Annotated in this window: 16 protein-coding genes; 3 read left to right on the top strand and 13 right to left on the bottom strand. The window is 42.9% G+C overall.

Annotated features, from left to right (window positions below; translation table 11 throughout):
* Window positions 1-36 precede the first annotated feature (36 nt).
* Together lplT and ICN45_RS04115 are read right to left on the bottom strand one after the other, a co-directional pair.
* Window positions 37-1,347 (bottom strand): lysophospholipid transporter LplT, encoded by a 1,311-nt coding sequence (gene lplT, locus ICN45_RS04110; RefSeq protein WP_216173520.1) that lies wholly within the window; start codon window positions 1,345-1,347, stop codon window positions 37-39.
* The gene (locus ICN45_RS04115; protein ID WP_216173523.1) at window positions 1,344-2,585 is read right to left on the bottom strand and encodes a glycosyltransferase family 4 protein; all 1,242 of its coding nucleotides are present in this window, start codon (window positions 2,583-2,585) and stop codon (window positions 1,344-1,346) included. Before ICN45_RS04115 ends, lplT begins: the two co-directional genes overlap by 4 nt.
* Before the next feature lie 143 nt (window positions 2,586-2,728).
* Between ICN45_RS04115 and ICN45_RS04120 the strand changes: the two genes are divergently transcribed.
* Complete coding sequence (locus ICN45_RS04120; protein WP_216173525.1) at window positions 2,729-3,373, top strand: hypothetical protein; 645 nt, start codon at window positions 2,729-2,731, stop codon at window positions 3,371-3,373.
* 19 nt (window positions 3,374-3,392) lie between these two features.
* Here ICN45_RS04120 and ICN45_RS04125 read toward each other — a convergent pair whose 3' ends face one another.
* Window positions 3,393-5,042, bottom strand: coding sequence for an aminotransferase class III-fold pyridoxal phosphate-dependent enzyme (locus ICN45_RS04125; protein WP_255531080.1), 1,650 nt, complete (start codon window positions 5,040-5,042; stop codon window positions 3,393-3,395).
* Between the two features lie 60 nt (window positions 5,043-5,102).
* Between ICN45_RS04125 and asd the strand changes: the two genes are divergently transcribed.
* A complete protein-coding gene (asd, locus tag ICN45_RS04130; protein WP_216173528.1) occupies window positions 5,103-5,987 on the top strand; it encodes an archaetidylserine decarboxylase in 885 nt (294 codons plus the stop codon).
* 1 nt (window position 5,988) lies between these two features.
* Here asd and ICN45_RS04135 read toward each other — a convergent pair whose 3' ends face one another.
* Complete coding sequence (locus ICN45_RS04135) at window positions 5,989-6,594, bottom strand: SRPBCC family protein (RefSeq protein WP_216173531.1); 606 nt, start codon at window positions 6,592-6,594, stop codon at window positions 5,989-5,991.
* The gene (locus ICN45_RS04140; protein WP_216173534.1) at window positions 6,594-6,836 is read right to left on the bottom strand and encodes a hypothetical protein; all 243 of its coding nucleotides are present in this window, start codon (window positions 6,834-6,836) and stop codon (window positions 6,594-6,596) included. The genes ICN45_RS04135 and ICN45_RS04140 overlap by 1 nt, the downstream gene beginning before the upstream one ends.
* A 305-nt stretch (window positions 6,837-7,141) precedes the next feature.
* Here ICN45_RS04140 and ICN45_RS04145 point away from each other — a divergent pair, with 305 nt between their 5' ends.
* Window positions 7,142-7,324, top strand: coding sequence for a hypothetical protein (locus ICN45_RS04145; RefSeq protein WP_216173537.1), 183 nt, complete (start codon window positions 7,142-7,144; stop codon window positions 7,322-7,324).
* An 83-nt stretch (window positions 7,325-7,407) separates the two neighbouring features.
* Here ICN45_RS04145 and ICN45_RS04150 read toward each other — a convergent pair whose 3' ends face one another.
* The 8 genes from ICN45_RS04150 to ICN45_RS04185 all read right to left on the bottom strand — a co-directional run bounded on the left by ICN45_RS04150 (window position 7,408) and on the right by ICN45_RS04185 (window position 15,702).
* On the bottom strand, window positions 7,408-8,565 hold the full coding sequence (locus ICN45_RS04150) for a mandelate racemase/muconate lactonizing enzyme family protein (RefSeq protein WP_255531083.1): 1,158 nt from the start codon (window positions 8,563-8,565) through the stop codon (window positions 7,408-7,410).
* A gap of 11 nt (window positions 8,566-8,576) precedes the next feature.
* On the bottom strand, window positions 8,577-9,533 hold the full coding sequence (locus ICN45_RS04155) for an NAD(P)-dependent oxidoreductase (protein ID WP_255531084.1): 957 nt from the start codon (window positions 9,531-9,533) through the stop codon (window positions 8,577-8,579).
* Entirely contained in the window at window positions 9,526-10,308 is a 783-nt protein-coding gene (locus ICN45_RS04160) for a fumarylacetoacetate hydrolase family protein (protein ID WP_255531085.1), read from the bottom strand. Before ICN45_RS04160 ends, ICN45_RS04155 begins: the two co-directional genes overlap by 8 nt.
* 138 nt (window positions 10,309-10,446) lie before the next feature.
* Complete coding sequence (locus tag ICN45_RS04165; RefSeq protein ID WP_216173543.1) at window positions 10,447-11,589, bottom strand: mandelate racemase/muconate lactonizing enzyme family protein; 1,143 nt, start codon at window positions 11,587-11,589, stop codon at window positions 10,447-10,449.
* 24 nt (window positions 11,590-11,613) lie between these two features.
* Window positions 11,614-12,594: a Bug family tripartite tricarboxylate transporter substrate binding protein gene (locus ICN45_RS04170; RefSeq protein WP_255531086.1), complete on the bottom strand. Its 981-nt coding sequence runs from the start codon at window positions 12,592-12,594 to the stop codon at window positions 11,614-11,616.
* A 91-nt stretch (window positions 12,595-12,685) separates the two neighbouring features.
* Window positions 12,686-13,366, bottom strand: a complete 681-nt coding sequence (locus ICN45_RS04175) for a GntR family transcriptional regulator (RefSeq protein WP_216173546.1) — start codon at window positions 13,364-13,366, stop codon at window positions 12,686-12,688.
* 234 nt (window positions 13,367-13,600) lie between these two features.
* The gene (gene hemE, locus ICN45_RS04180) at window positions 13,601-14,722 is read right to left on the bottom strand and encodes a uroporphyrinogen decarboxylase (protein ID WP_216173549.1); all 1,122 of its coding nucleotides are present in this window, start codon (window positions 14,720-14,722) and stop codon (window positions 13,601-13,603) included.
* Window positions 14,723-14,739: 17 nt separating this feature from the next.
* Window positions 14,740-15,702, bottom strand: coding sequence for a cobalamin B12-binding domain-containing protein (locus ICN45_RS04185; RefSeq protein ID WP_216173552.1), 963 nt, complete (start codon window positions 15,700-15,702; stop codon window positions 14,740-14,742).
* Between the last annotated feature and the right edge of the window lies 1 nt (window position 15,703).

Genomic DNA, 15,703 nt, shown 5'->3' on the forward strand with positions numbered 1-15,703 from the left:
CCCGTGACCAAAGAATGATGACATCTTGTCACCTATTTAATAAGATTTCTTAACCTCATTGAGGGCCTTACCTTGAGGCCCGAAATGCTGATACATGATCAAGACCATTGCTAAAAAGACCGTTGTACCAAAACCAATAATGATGAGAGGCAAACTGAGATTTAGCCATAAGAGTATGGAATAGACGAGGAGCATGAACAATACTGCCAAATTCTCACTAAAGCCTTGAACAGCAATAGATTGGCCGGTTGCCATCAAGGAATAACCCCGATGTTGTAACAAAGCATTCATTGGCACCACAAAATAGCCTGATAACCAGCCTAAGAGTATTAATAAAAAATAGGCGGGGAAATCATTTAGGGTTAATTGGATTGAGTGCATTTGCAAGAGAACGATTGGCGGTAAAAGTTCATCGTTATACATTCCCATTAAACAGACTACTAAGCCCATCAGCGCGCCATAAGGCAATACATTAGCTGAATCCTTCAAAGAAACTTTACAAGCTGCATAAACAGCTCCCGCAGCAACGCCTATTGCAGAAACAGCCTGTAAAGCAGCGCTCTCCGAGAGGTTCATATGCAAAGCATATTCAGCCCATTTCAGCATAATGAATTGAAGGGTTGCTCCAGCCCCCCAAAATAGCGTAGTTACAGTTAGTGAGAGCTTACCAAGGCGATCTCGCCACAAGCTCACAAAACAGGTAGAAAAATCTCGCACTAGATTGCCGCAATGCAAGTTCAATTTTTGATAACAAACTCCCACCTTTAATAGGGGTACGTTGAGTAAGGCAGCTATTGCATAGATGGCCGAGATCAAATAAATAGCCAGCGCTGCAAAACGAGGAATATCGCCTCTTATGAAATCTAGATTGAATTGTTGAAAAGCATGATACAGAAAATCACTAATAAGAAAGCCACCCAATAAGGTGCCAAAAATAATCGAAGCAATAATGAGGCCCTCCATCCAACCATTGGCTGCTACTAACTTATCCGATGGTAGTAGCTCAGTCAAAATTCCATATTTTGCAGGGGCATATAAGGCTGCACCAATGCCAACGATGCCATACCCCAATAATGGATGTAAGCCAAGAAGCATCAGGCCGCACCCGCTAGCTTTAAGCACGTTAGAAATCAACATCACTTGGCCTTTAGGCCTAGAGTCTGCAAAAGCGCCTACAAACGGCGCAAAAAGAACGTAAGGGATGACAAAAGAAATCTTAAGTAAAGGCGAAACCCAATCGGGCTCTTGCATTGAAACCAGGAGCGCAATCGATACGATCAGTAAGGCGTTATCCGCTAATGATGATAAAAACTGTGAGAATGCGATCGTATAGAAAATACGATTCATTGCTTAATAAAAATTTTTCTTAAAGCAGGTGATGAAGCCAATTTATCTTTTAAATGGGAATTGAGTATTAAATCGTGATAGTTATTTTCTAATTTTTTAGTAACTTTATCCCATGAAATTTCTAAGGTAGTTTGCCTTGCATGTGTTCTCAGATTTTGAATATCACAATTCTCTTTCATGAGCTCAAGGCCTTGATTAACGAATGAGTTGGCCTCATTTGGGTCAGCCAAGAAACCATTGACACCATGATCAATAAATTGCCGAGCTGCTGCATAGTCATACGCCAATACAGCCAAGCCACTAGCCATCGCCTCTAGGGTGACATTCCCAAAAGTCTCACTTAGGCTTGAGAATAAAAATAGATCACCACTCGCATAGTGTGTTGCTAGAGCCTCCCCGGTCTGCACACCTGTAAAGATGCTATTGGGGCAGCTCAACTTCAAAGCCCCTTTTTGAGGGCCATCACCCACCCAGACCATTTTTAAATTGGGATTGACTTGCAACATTGCCCTAAAAGTATCTACTGTGACTTGGAGATTTTTCTCTGATGCAAGTCTGCCAACATACAAGACTACTTTTTGGTGATCTTTTACTCCCCATTGATTTCGTAATTCATGGGAACGTTTTGAGGGATTGAATAATTCCGTATCAATTCCTCTTGCCAGCACTCTCAGCCTTTCAAATCCGTGACTCAGTAACTGATTTTTAAGAGCCTGGGTTGGCACCATTGTGAAGTGACTATTGTTATGAAAGTAACGCAGATACCTTTGGATCGGGCTTTTGAGACAACTCAAACCGTAATGGGTTGAGTAGGCATCAAAATTGGTGCGGAAATCAGAGCAAACAGGAATGTTTAATTTTTTAGCTGCCTCTAGAGCCGACCAACCCAAGGGACCTTCAGTAACGATATGGACAAGGCTAGGTCTATCGGTAGACCATTGCTTAATCAACCTATTTTTTTGCGGGATTCCCATCCGCAATGCACTGTATCCCGGAATAGGAATTCCTACTGTCAGTATTTCTTTGAAATGCGATTCATTTTTGGGTTTATCTTTTAAACCCTGACGCGGCCGGATGAGAGTAATGTCATGCCCAAGCTCGGCCAAACCCTGTATGAAGCGCGCTATCGTACTAGCTACCCCATTGACCTCTGGAGGATATGTCTCCGTAACAATAGCAACTTTAACTGAGGCATTCAGATTGATTTCGCTAGTATTTCCCAGGTTATTTAAAGTCATTGCCCATGAGTATTCTTGAAAAAAATAACAGTTTTATGACAATGCGAATATTTTCTTGACATGAAATTGTCACAAAAAAATTGTAAATATTAGGGACGTTCATATTTGTGTAATATAAAAACCTAATATTCAGAGGATTAAAATTGATTCAATTTCTTGAAACCCTAAAAAAACAGCGCTGGGATGATCATCGTTACTATCATCACAGCCGCATCAATCAATCGCTACACTTTGTTAGCGCTCTGAGTTTCTTGACTGCTTACTTTTTACTGTTTACCGACCCTATCGCAGCCTCATTATTGGCTTGGTTGGTTGCCATGACTACGCGTCAAAGTGGCCACTTCTTCTTTGAGCCCAAAGGATATGATGAGGTGAATAAAGCCACTCATGAATACAAAGAAGAAATCAAAGTTGGCTATAACCTCAATAGAAAAGTTGTTCTTTTATCGATTTGGGCGGCAATTCCAGTCTTGGTTTATGTTAACCCCCTGTTCTTGCAAAAATTTGTTGCTTTGAATACCTTCACAGATACCGAAGGTTTTATCCGTCAAACTGGTCTTTTATGGCTTTGGCTGGGTGTTGGTGGCGTGCTTTTCCGCACTTTCCATCTCTTTTTCATTCATGACGTTCAAGCAGCCCTGGCCTGGATGACAAAAATTCTCACAGACCCATTTCACGATGCAAAAATTTATGCGACCGCCCCACTGTATTTATTACGCGGGCAACTCATTGATCCGATGGATCACCTTGAACTCACCGAAGAAAATCTGGGCTCAGTCAACACTTAGTACAGATAGGGCAGAGATGCTATTTTTTGCTAAATAGCATCTCTTTAATAATTTGACGTTTGATCGCTTTATTACTCAGGCTGTTTCCATTCCACCACCAAGCATCTTGTTTCATGGACTGTGCTGCAGCAATGAAGCGTTCTTGAACGGCTAGCATGTCTGAATCGCTGTAGTTCAGACTGAAAATAAATCTTCCCGTACCAATCCAACTAAGCGCTAGTCCTTGCTCCTTTAAGTAATACTGAAACATCCAGTTGTAGCGGCTTGGCTCAGTGAAATTGATGGTCCAGATACTCGACATATTTGCGACCCTGACCGGCAAGTCTAAAGAAATCAGTTGTTCATTCAAACTATTGGCGCGCTGGTTCCAAACTTGGTCTAAATCCACATACATTTTTTTGATTTCGGGGGTTTCTAGTTGTTCTAGAAATACCTGCATTGCCCCCATCACATAGGGATGTGAGTTAAACGTCCCGCGTGCAAAACAGATGTCGGCAGGTTTTTCATCCCTAAAGCGCTTCATTAAATCACTACGTCCGCACACTACGCCTATCGGCAAGCCACCGCCTAAGGTTTTACCGTAGGTCACCATATCGGCCCTTACGCCAAAATATTCTTGGGCACCACCCTGAGCCAAACGGAATCCTACAAATACCTCATCAAAAATCAACACAATGCCATTCTGTGTACAGACTTCTCTGAGCTCTTTGAGCCATTTGGTATATGCGGCACGATCATAATGCGCAGTACGTGAGCTATCCAATAGAGATGAGTCGCTGGGGGCCCCTTTATTGGGATGTATTGCTTGCAATGGATTTACTAATACGCAGGCAATATCTTTCCGCTTGCGCAGTACCCGTAAAGTATCTTGATCCATGTCTTTTAATGTGTAGGTTTCTCTCGGTGGAAGGGGGTTACCTATGCCGGGCTGAACATCTTCCCACCAGCCGTGATACGCCCCGTTAAACCGGACTACATGGCTTCGCTTGGTATGGTAGCGAGCTAGGCGTACTGCCTGCATCACAGCCTCTGTACCAGACATATGGAAGGAAATTTCATCTAACCCTGAAATAACTTCTAAACGCTTCACATTGTCAGCAACGATGGGGTGATAAAACCCTAGAACAGGACCAAGCTCAGATACGCGCCTAGCACCCTCTTCAATCGATCTTTTATAAAAATCGTATCCGAGCACATTGACGCCATAGGATCCAGTTAAGTCATAAAAAGTATTGCCATCCAAATCAGTCAATGTGACCCCTGATGAAGACTGCATAAAGCTACCTGATTTCAAGTGCTCACTGACAATTTGGCTAAATTGAAAGGGCACGCGATACCTGCCTGTAAATTGCAAATCAGAGATGTTTTGTGCTGCCTGATTTGTCAAACTCACTGATTTTGCAAATCGCTCTTGATAGATATGCGCTAGGCGCATGAAGCCAGCTTCTCTTAAGGAGGCGATATTGTCTGGCGCCCCATCGACCTTAAAAAAGGAATCTCGATTAAAGGAATAAAAAGGAATTAAACGGGCTACCCTCTTTGCCATGCGTGAGTGGCCAGCTAATGAAGGGTGCTTGGCCTTAGATAGTTGCAATCTGGTGTAGAGCTTTCTAACTAACCACACTCCCAACCCTGCACCGAATATACTGAATACGATCCAACTATCCATAGATACTCCAATGATTTATTCATTACACTTTTACTTCATTTATTTGACATAATTATGTCAATGAAAAAAACGATCCAAAACATCCTATCCCAAGAGGATCTCAATTTTCTTCTAACTAACCGCATTCCTCGTAATGCGCTCACTCGCTTTATTGGCTGGTTTAGCCAAATTGAGAACCCAGTGATTGCTTTTGTCTCCATTCAGGTTTGGAAGTTCTTTTCTGCGCTGGATTTATCAGAAGCGAAAAATCAGCACTTTAAAAGTATGCATGCGTGTTTTACACGGGAACTCAAGCCTAACGCTAGACTAATTAATCAAGGCTTAAGTTATCTTGTAAGTCCGTGTGACGCTCTAATTGGGGCGTTCGGTCAAGTCAGAAATGGAGAAGTTTTTCAAGCCAAAGGCTTTCCTTATGCCTTAGATGATCTGATACCCAACAAAATCTTAGCCAAAAGCTATGAGGGGTGTGAATACGTAACCTTGCGCCTGACCTCAAGCATGTACCACCGGTTTCATGCGCCAGCTGCCATGCGGATTAGAAAAATCACTTATATCTCTGGCGATACTTGGAATGTAAATCCGATCGCACTCAAACGAGTTGAAAGACTGTTTTGTAAAAATGAGAGGGCTGTGATTGAATGTGAAATTGATCACGCAGACAAAGAGATGCCGAATGCTACCCTGACTCTGGTGCCTGTAGCAGCCATTCTTGTTGCCAGCATTCGCATGCACTGTATCAATCTACTCTTCCATCTACGGTATCAAGGCCCTAATGAAATTGAGTGCAATGTAGCCGTTCATCGTGGTGAAGAGCTAGGCTGGTTTCAACACGGCTCCACTATTATTGTTTTTGCCCCAAAAAATTATCGATTACTACCAAGCTTAAATCTTGGCGACAATATTCGGATGGGTGAGGCTTTATTTGAAAACACTGCATCAACTTAAGCTATTTACAGGCTAAGCTCAGAGTATCTTTGCTGCGCTCCATTCCCTCGGCCATCATTTCAAAACCTCGGCGAATATTATTTCTTAAGAAATACTCGATGATTCCATTTGGAATCAGGGAATTAGGCTCGATGATGCTGGAATATCGCACCAGCGCGCCCTTCTCATTGGCTTGTACTCGCCACGTCCCAGAATAGGATTTGTTGTCGCCTTTAGTCTGAATAAAATTAAGTCCCTGATGTGGGAACTCCGTAAACTCCACTTCTGACCGAAACTGAATCGGGAATAATAAAATTCGCTCCTCGACCATTCTATCTACAGTTACCTTATTACCATTCCTTTTGCGCACTTTTGACTCAACAATTCCAGGGATGGTTTTCGTATCCTCATAATCTGTCAAAAAAGTATATGCCTCGCACTGACTCACGGGAGCGATATAGCTGGCCTGCACCTGAAAACCTGCCCCAGATTTTGCTACAGCTACTTCTAGATCATAGGGAGTTAGCTCAGCAATCGCAAAGCTAGATTCAGAGCCTATCAAGAGGCATAAAAGGAATGCTCGTTTCATAATAGAAGCTCTCAATCGTAATAATGCATCAGGAATCATCAATACTCTTCTTCCACATTTAGATCAAGAAATAGGAGTGATTCCGCATCGGCTAACTCCGCACACTCTACTCCATTCATTTGATCATCGAAAGAGAGTTGCGCAAAACGTTCAGCAGCTAATAAATCATTCTTCTGATAATGATCTAAGGCTAATAACTGATTCCATGCGGCTTTTTGAAAATACTCAGCAGCTCTTCTTCTTAAATGTATCACCTTGTCATTTAAGTGTTGATCTAGCATCTTTGTCTCTCCATCAGTTTGGCATTGAACTTGACTGTGATGCTCCACCTTTTACATGACGTTTATATGAATTTTATCAACCGTCTTGGTCACATTTAAGGCCGATCTATCAAGCCAAAATAGAACAATTTCACTATTTAAAATAAATTAAAATTATTTCAATTCATGATAGAGATGTCATATTCATTCATTGAAAATGAGATCTACTTATGGGAGATGAAGAGCAATTCTACTCCTTACTGGATACTCTCAGTTTGTTCTAACAGCCCATAGGTAACCACCTATTGTCTCAATTGGGGAGAGCTATGATGACCACCTTTACAAGTGAAGATCGTGAGCATGCTGAAAAGGAGCCAATACCCTTTTACGGCTATTGCTACTTAACTGACCCGTCCGCGCATGATACAAATCCACCCTTAAATGCCATACTCAAAAAATTGAAGGTGGAATATCGAATCGATGATAGTAGTGAGGATTTAGAGGAGTAGCGCTCACAAATAGGGGATCTGTGGGCGGCGTGTAGCAGTGCATAGCAAGTAAGCGCGCTTTGAATCACCCCTAGAAGTAGCTATCAAATATAGCAAGGCCCATCAATCAAAGGATGATCTTTGATAAAATCTAGATTGATTTTCATTCCGATACCTATACCATCATATGGTTTTACATAACCCTCAGCATCAAGTTCATAGGCAGCTTTATCCATCATCTCGTCCCTAAAGGGATTTAATGAAGTAACGTCTCCCTCAAAATATCCTGGATTATCTATAGCAGAAAGAAAATGGATTGTTGTTCCCATATTGATTGCGGTAGCAGAAGTGTGGGGATTAATCGTTAACTTATTGGCACTCGCCATTGCTGCAATTCTCATAGCTTCAGTAACGCCACCAGTCTTTGATAAATCAGGCTGAATGAATTGAACATCTCCATCATCCAATAGGGTTGAGAAATCATAGCGGGTATAGTGATTCTCTCCAGCCGCAAATGGGACTCGACCTAAGCTACGAGCCATATGGTATGCCTTGCGATCCTGAGGTGGAAATGGCTCCTCTAGCCAACTCACACCAGCTTCATCAAAGGCGGGCATTACCTTGCGGACATCTGCCAATGTGTAGTTCGTATTGGCATCCACCAATATATCGATATCACTGCCTACCGCATGACGAACTGCCTGCACCCTTTCGATATCTTTCTCAGCGGTATCTCCCACGCGTAGCTTTAATGCTCGGTACCCAGTAGCAATATGCTCTTGTGCCTCTTTTACCAAAGATACTGGTTCTTGCCATCCCAAGGCAATACCACCTGCGTATGCCTTAATCTTTTTGGAGGCACCACCCAACATGCGATATAAAGGTTGTTGCATGATCTGAGAACGTATATCCCAGAGCGCGATATCAATGCCGCTCAAAGCCAATACGGCAGCTGCACCCATTCCATGGCTTGAGATTTGCATTTTGTAAACGCGTGCCCAAATACCATTAATATCCATGGCATCGCTATTGAGAACCAACTCTCGCATAGTCGTATCAATTAACTTTGCAATTGCACCTGGAGCACGTCCATGATGTGCCTCGCCCCAGCCAATATGGCCATCCTCTGTTTCGATGCGTACGAGTACTGAATCGCGCTTCACACATTTACCAATACCCAGTCGAACAGACTTATTCTCAGGAACGGGAAACGAAATAGGAACAGCCTCTAACTTTACGATACGCATTGGATTACTTGTCATGTTTTTCTCAATTAAAGAAATACGTCTGGATTAACAATATTTTCAGGGCGCTCGCCATTAAGAATGGCAAGAATAGTCTTTACGGACCCCTCGCTCATGCCTTTCATACTGCTAGCAGTAATGGATGCAATATGGGGAGTAAGTAATAAATTTGGGCAATCAAAAATCTGCTCAGCTCCAGTCAGAGGTTGCTGATCATGCACATCCATCGCTGCACCAGCAATATCTCCCGCTTTTAAGGCCTTGATAATTGCTTGCGTATCTATTACTGGTCCGCGAGCAATATTTATCAGAATGGCATTTGGCTTCATCATTGAGATTGAAGCTTGGTCAACTATTCCGCGGGTCCTCTCATTCAAAGGGCAGCACACAACTATCACATCTGATTCAGAAAATAGTTCTGTTTTTGTAGCGGCACGAATTCCGCTCGGGAGTGTCTCTGGGCGTCTAGTAAGCGCGATAGTTTTCATTTGTAGGCCACTCGCCGCATTTGCTAATTTGCTACCTATAGCCCCAAACCCAATAATTCCCAAGGTAGTAGCTGCTATCTCGTTTGAGGGATCGGCCAGCGGTCGAGCTTTTGCCCATCCCTGACTTCGCAATTGTGTATCAATTAAAGCTAAGCGGCGCCGGAAGTAAAAAATGACAGCCAAGCAATACTCAACCACAGCATTCGTATTCGAACCTGGTAAGTTAGCAACAGGTATCCCTTTTTGGGTAGCGGTATCGACTGGAATAAAATCCAATCCCACACCATGACGTACGACTGCTTTTAATTGCAGGGCATCAGCAAAAATATCTTGAGGCAACTGACAGCGAACAATCAAACCGTCACAGTCTGAAATCAGTCCTTTTAAGGTCTCAGGCTTTATATCCGGAGCAAGCACCACGTCGCACTCTCTCATCAGTGCTTGCTGGCACTCCGGATGTATAGGATTAGTTAAAAGAACTTTAAATCTTTTACTCAAGAAATGGTACTCCCTTTTTAATTGGGTTATTGAGCACTCCTAACCCTTTTAGCTCTACACGAACAGTTTGCCCTGGTTCAAGCCATGCAGTTGGCTGATGCATCATTGCCAAGCCCGCTGGAGTACCTGTCGCAATAATATCCCCAGGCTCAAGTGGCATTTGCTTAGAAATATAGGAGATTAATTCTGCTATTTTAAAAAGCATTGTGCCTGTTGTGCCATCCTGCAATGGTCTGCCATCCACGTCTAGTGTAATTTGAATGGCATATGGATCCGCGACCTCATCAGTAGTGACTAAAAAAGGGCCAAAGGGGGCAGAAGCAGGCATATTCTTACCGCGGACAAAGTTACCTTTATCTTGCTTAATCATGCCGCTGCCACTGACATCGTTATGCACTGTATAACCCACAACATAGTCCATCGCACCCTCCGGATCTATAAACAATGCGCGTTTTCCAATAATTACCGCTAGCTCCGCTTCATAGCCTACGTTACCAACATCTGGCGGAATTAGGATGGGATCATTTGGTCCTATAACGGTACTTCCAGAACGAATAAAAATAACTGGCTCTGCTGGGTATGGCATAGAACGCTCATCTAATGCATCTGTAAAGTTATATGCAGCGCCCACAATCTTTCCAGGATTGAGAATTGGGGAGCAAATTGTAATGTCATTGATGCTCACTACAGCATCCTGATGATAGTTTCCACCCTCAATTTTGGATGCGATTTTCTGAGTAATGGAGAGTAAGCCTGCTTCTATCATCTTAAGCATGCTGTGACTTTCATTTCCCATGATGTCACTAAAGCTTTGATGAGAGAGATCTAGTACACGCAAAGAGTCACTCAGTAGCACCCCTACTCTAGGCGCCCTCCCACTTGGCATAAATGTTAAGTAACGCATAGCTGCAATCTATGCGACTCGAAATTGATCAAGGATATGACGGTTAATCTCAATACCAAGACCCGGTCCTGTTGGTACGCTTACCTTACCATTACGCTGAATAATAGGATCAACTGATAACAAATCACGGAATGGATTCTCACACTGCTCAAACTCGAATAAGGGTGGATTCCCTTTAAAGCTAGGCGGCTGATCCGGAAGCGCTGCTAAAAAATGTAAAGTTGCAGCGACCCCAATCACCGATCCCCACGCATGCGGAACGCACTCTACACCGTGGGCGCTAGCAAGGGTAGCGATCTTACGACATTCGCTAATACCGCCGGCAGCACAAACGTCCGGCTGCACAATGTCCATCGCCTTACGCACCACAATATCTCTAAATCCCCATCGGGTAAATTCATTCTCACCACCAGCTACAGCCATATCCAGCGCACGAGTCACCTCAACATAGCCATCTAAATCCTCAGGGGAGATCGGCTCCTCAAACCATTCAATATCTAACTTCTCAAGCTCTCGGCCAATCTTGATGGCCTGGGGTACCGTAAAACAATGGTTAGCATCAACCATCAGGCGCATATCATCCCCCACTGCCTTGCGGACTGCCTCAACTCGCCGAATATCTAACTTTAAATCGCCTAAGCCAATTTTCATTTTGATAGCAGTAAAGCCGTTTTCCTTAAATTCAATAGCCTCTTCAACCGCCTCTTCAATTAAGCGATCCATATCAATAAAATATAGGCCTGTGGCATAAGGTGTTACTTCCTCACGATAAGAACCGCCAATCAATTTATGGATTGGCTTTCCACAAGATTTACCAATGATGTCCCATAAGGCAATATCAATTCCGCTGATAGCAGAAATTGCCATACCTTTAGTACCATAGTCCTTGATACGATTATATAAATCTTCCCAGATTACTTCTATGTCAAACGGGTCCCTACCGATAATGCGAGGGCCAAATTGAGTATCAATAAACGCTTTTGATACCGCCGAAGGCCCGTAACACTCTCCCCAGCCCACTATGCCATCACTTGTTTCAATTTCGACAATGCAAGAGCCCCTCGTTTTATAAATCCAACCCCTGGAAGAGGTAAATGGCTTTTCTACAGGAGCAGAGACGACATGGCAATTTACTTTTTTGATTTGACTCATTACTATTCTTTCAACACAGATTATTTATTTTTTCTCAGAAAATACTTTTTTTCCAACAACTGCTAAGGTGTTTGTCACGGCGGTAATTTCAGCACCCAAAGCTTTACCGGTAAGGCTATCAACCCTTGCGCCGCCATCTTCAGATGCGGCCTTAAAACGTGGATCCTGGATAGCCTTGTTAAAAATTGCAATTAATTTTTCTTGAATATCTGGCGGAGTCTTTGCAGGAGCTGCAAGATATGCCATTTGTACTAGTGGTCCATATGGAAAAACGTTATACCCCTTCTCTTTAAAAGTAGGAATATTGGGCATTGATTTAATTCGCTCATTTGCAAATACACCCAAAGGCATCACCATATTGGAATCCATCTGCGCTTTACTCTCAGATGGCTTTAGTACTGCTGCATCAAGCTGCTTGCCAGCTAGATCAATAATCACCTTAGCACCCCCAGTATATGGAACAGTAATAATTTCGGAGTTAACAACATTACCCGTCATCACTGCAAAAATATGATTTAAATTATTACTGCCTGGTGTACCAATGGATATTTTTCCTGGCTTCTTTTTAACCATTGCTTCAAATGCATCAAGATCTTTTGTTGGACTATCCTTCGGCACAAGTAGCAACAATTGATCGGTTGTTACGCGTGCTATCGGAGCAAACTGCTCATTCCTTAGCGGTGTTAAACCCTGCGCAATCATTGCCATAGTAGAGCTAGTACCCATGCCAATGGTGTAGCCGTCTGGTTCTGCATTAGCAACCTTTGCCATACCAATGGTTCCTGTCGCCCCCGCAACGTTATCTACTACTACTATAATTCCTTCATCGGCCAAAATTTTTGAAATTAATCTAGCCGAAATATCATTTGATCCGCCAACATTCCAAGGCACCACCAACTTTATCTCCCTTGTTGGAAAATCAGCGGCTACAGCAGAGCTAAAGGCTACTAAAACCCCCAGGCTGGTAGCCGCCATCGCACTTACTACTGCTTTAAATGTGTTCATATCAACTCCTTTAAGCACGAATTATACTAATGTTATAACAAATAACATTCATTTTAGAGAACAAATATCAACCCTAATTTGAACCACGAATTTAATCTAGCAAATTACAGATATCGTGTCGAGCACTATCAATGTCGGCACGGATTGCTTGAGCAACCCCTATACCATCACCCTTTTTTAAGGCATTCAAGGCAGCCAGATGATGTTTATGTCTTTTTTGCCCGGGCTTGTACTCGGGTAATGCCAGATTTAAAGTTGGTCCACAACGAAGCCAAGCACCTTCAATAGCCTGAAGCAAAATAGATTGGTTAGCCAATTTGTAAATCCCAAAATGAAACTTGTAGTGGGCGTCTAAGTAAGAAGCTAGATTTCCAGTTTCAGCTAAATCTCTCATTTGAGTCAGCAGTTCTGCTATTTCAGTAATTTCTGCTTTATTTGCGTTTTTAGCGGCTGCCTCAGCAGCTAATGGTTCTAGGCTACTGCGTATCGACATCAATTGATCAAACTCATGAGCATTCAAAAGCGGTACCGAGGCACCACCGCCTTGCCCAACACCGCCCCTCTCAAGCACATTTTCAGCGGCCAAACGATTGATGGCATCGCGAACTGGGGTAAGACTAATCCCCAGATCCTGAGCAACTTTTCTCAAAATGATTCGCTCGCCAGGAACAAACTTGCCAGCCAGCAATGCGCTTCGCAAGGAGAAATACGCCTTATCCCAAAGGGTATCCTTATTAATTAGCTTAAGACCGCCCTTCGAATTGCTTGACATTGGTGAGTTTTCGAAAATGAATGTAGAACTTAATATAAAGCAAAAATCTTTGGGGCAATAATCTAAACACATCGTTGCTCCAAAGTACTTTATGGATGATTAAGCATTACTTAAAGCAAAGGTAAAAGTCCTACTCCCTCATTAACGAGCTCTGCTACGCATATCTGCATAAAAGCTTTGGTATCGCAGGGGATACACAATAACCAGCACACGCCTCCAGCCACTATGCCGCCCCTAAACCTTGCTGAACCTAAAATCAGTTGAACACTGGCGGACCTTGGAGACTAGTGCAGCAATATTTTCAGGGGGCGTAAATTGGCTAATACCATGGCCCAGATTAAAAATATGCCCGTCTAGTGGGTCTCCCTCTGCCAATTTGACATTAGATAAATCTTCAAAACATTGCTGAACTCTTTTTTCAATCTCTTTTGGATTGGATAGAAGGATGGATGGATCTAGATTTCCTTGTATCGCTAAATGCTTGCTCGTTGCTTGATTAATTACCTCTCGCGCCCTAGCCAAATTGATGGTCCAGTCTATGCCCAACACATCGGCTCCTGATTTAGCAATATCACTTAACCAAATCCCACCTCCCTTGGTAAACAAGATGATGGGTACTGTTGTGTATTTTGGATGACTACGTATGTCTTTAATAATCTTAGTCATAGGCTGGAGGGAATATTGCAAATAATCCTCTGAAGTTAATAAACCACCCCAGGTATCAAATATCATCACAGCCTGTGCACCCGCATCTATCTGTAAGCGCAAATATTCACTAACTGACTGAATATTGATATCTAGTATTTTTTGCAAAAGATCGGGGCGCTCATACAACATCTTCTTAGCCAAGGAAAAATCGCGAGAGCCTGAGCCTTCAATCATGTAGCAAGCTAAGGTCCAAGGACTCCCAGAAAATCCAATTAAAGGTACTTGCTGCTTTCCATTTGAGGTAAGTGCCTTTGCAATTGAGCTTACCGCATCAAAAACATAACGCAATTGCTCCATATTGGCTATACATAATTGGTTCACCTCACGCTCAGAAGTTAAGGGCTTAGCAAACCGTGGGCCGTCGCCATTCTCAAAAGATAGCTCTAAGCCCATAGCATCGGGAATGGTTAAGATGTCTGAAAATAAAATTGCCGCATCTAAGCCAAAACGATCAATGGGTTGGAGTGTTACTTCGGTAGCAAAATCGGGGCTTTTGGCCAGGTCCAAGAAACTTCCTGCCTTAGATCTGGTATTTCGATACTCAGGCAAATATCTTCCAGCCTGACGCATTAGCCAAACAGGCGTTCTATCTGTTTTGCGACAAAAACAAGCTTTGATGAATAAATCGTTTTCTAGCTGGACTGCCATAGATAAACATTAATGATTTAGCGCAATCGCTCAACATAAAAGCTTGCTTTTTCAAGCGCGTCCTCAGCATCCATGCCAACCATATCTGCCCCAAGATCAGCCACAAGCTCCGGAAATTGATTAAATACGGGACTACCGATGATGACGCCTACCTTAGGATTTTTGGACTTAGCCTTAATGCTCTTAATTAATTCCTTCAGTTGTGGAAATTGCTCTCGAACACTGGCTGATAAACCGACAACATCGAACCATTCGTTTGCAGCCATGGAGATAATGTCTTCCTCGGTGGCAGCCAATTCACCCCATATGCGCCATCCCGCTTTTGCAAAAAATTCAGAGACCATAAAAAGGCCTAAGTTATGTTGGGAGCCAGGCAATGGCACTAACATAATGCTGGAGCCGGCTTTACCCTGATCAGAATACTGTTGAAAAATGGGGCTTAAGTCATACATTAATTGCTTGATCCGCCAAAGCGCTATGGTTACCTCTGTAAAGCTAGATTCATCCTCATCCCACATTGTCCCTAATTTTCTTGCCACTGGAGTGAGCAGAAGCAAATAAATATCTTCTAAAGTAGTTCCAGAGGTATGCATCTCTTTTACGTAGTCAACGGAAATACGAGCATCTTCTTGTAACACTAACTTGGTTAAATCATCCACAGCTTTTTGATCAATGATTTGCTTGACTGGCAACAGCGCAGGAATCGATGACTCTAAGTGTTGCTCAATCATCAAAGGAAGAATATTTCCCTCAATGGTTTTCACGAGAGATTCAAGATACTCACCTTCGGTACAGGCTTTTTCTATTGGATGAGTTTTTTTGTCTTGCTCAAATGTTGATTTTGTGGGCGCATTAGATACTAAGCAGTCCTCCCACATGTCATTCGACGCTTTGGTCGTCTGTTGTTGATCTAAATTGAAATCGTCACGAGTAGATTTCTTTTTGAGCCCAGTAATGCTCACTAGCCTGGATAAATTCATG

The organism is Polynucleobacter alcilacus (assembly GCF_018881545.1).
GTDB lineage: Bacteria > Pseudomonadota > Gammaproteobacteria > Burkholderiales > Burkholderiaceae > Polynucleobacter > Polynucleobacter alcilacus.

Excerpts from the sequence above, each read along its gene's own strand:
- ICN45_RS04150 (WP_255531083.1), bottom strand. The coding sequence starts at position 8,565 with ATGACAAGTAATCCAATGCGTATCGTAAAGTTAGAGGCTGTTCCTATT.
- ICN45_RS04170 (WP_255531086.1), bottom strand. The coding sequence starts at position 12,594 with ATGAACACATTTAAAGCAGTAGTAAGTGCGATGGCGGCTACCAGCCTG.
- hemE (WP_216173549.1), bottom strand. The coding sequence starts at position 14,722 with ATGGCAGTCCAGCTAGAAAACGATTTATTCATCAAAGCTTGTTTTTGT.
- ICN45_RS04135 (WP_216173531.1), bottom strand. The coding sequence starts at position 6,594 with ATGATTCCTGATGCATTATTACGATTGAGAGCTTCTATTATGAAACGA.
- ICN45_RS04115 (WP_216173523.1), bottom strand. The coding sequence starts at position 2,585 with ATGACTTTAAATAACCTGGGAAATACTAGCGAAATCAATCTGAATGCC.
- ICN45_RS04145 (WP_216173537.1), top strand. The coding sequence starts at position 7,142 with ATGATGACCACCTTTACAAGTGAAGATCGTGAGCATGCTGAAAAGGAG.
- ICN45_RS04160 (WP_255531085.1), bottom strand. The coding sequence starts at position 10,308 with ATGCTTAAGATGATAGAAGCAGGCTTACTCTCCATTACTCAGAAAATC.
- asd (WP_216173528.1), top strand. The coding sequence starts at position 5,103 with ATGAAAAAAACGATCCAAAACATCCTATCCCAAGAGGATCTCAATTTT.
- lplT (WP_216173520.1), bottom strand. The coding sequence starts at position 1,347 with ATGAATCGTATTTTCTATACGATCGCATTCTCACAGTTTTTATCATCA.
- ICN45_RS04175 (WP_216173546.1), bottom strand. The coding sequence starts at position 13,366 with ATGTCAAGCAATTCGAAGGGCGGTCTTAAGCTAATTAATAAGGATACC.
- ICN45_RS04165 (WP_216173543.1), bottom strand. The coding sequence starts at position 11,589 with ATGAGTCAAATCAAAAAAGTAAATTGCCATGTCGTCTCTGCTCCTGTA.
- ICN45_RS04140 (WP_216173534.1), bottom strand. The coding sequence starts at position 6,836 with ATGCTAGATCAACACTTAAATGACAAGGTGATACATTTAAGAAGAAGA.
- ICN45_RS04185 (WP_216173552.1), bottom strand. The coding sequence starts at position 15,702 with ATGAATTTATCCAGGCTAGTGAGCATTACTGGGCTCAAAAAGAAATCT.
- ICN45_RS04125 (WP_255531080.1), bottom strand. The coding sequence starts at position 5,042 with ATGGATAGTTGGATCGTATTCAGTATATTCGGTGCAGGGTTGGGAGTG.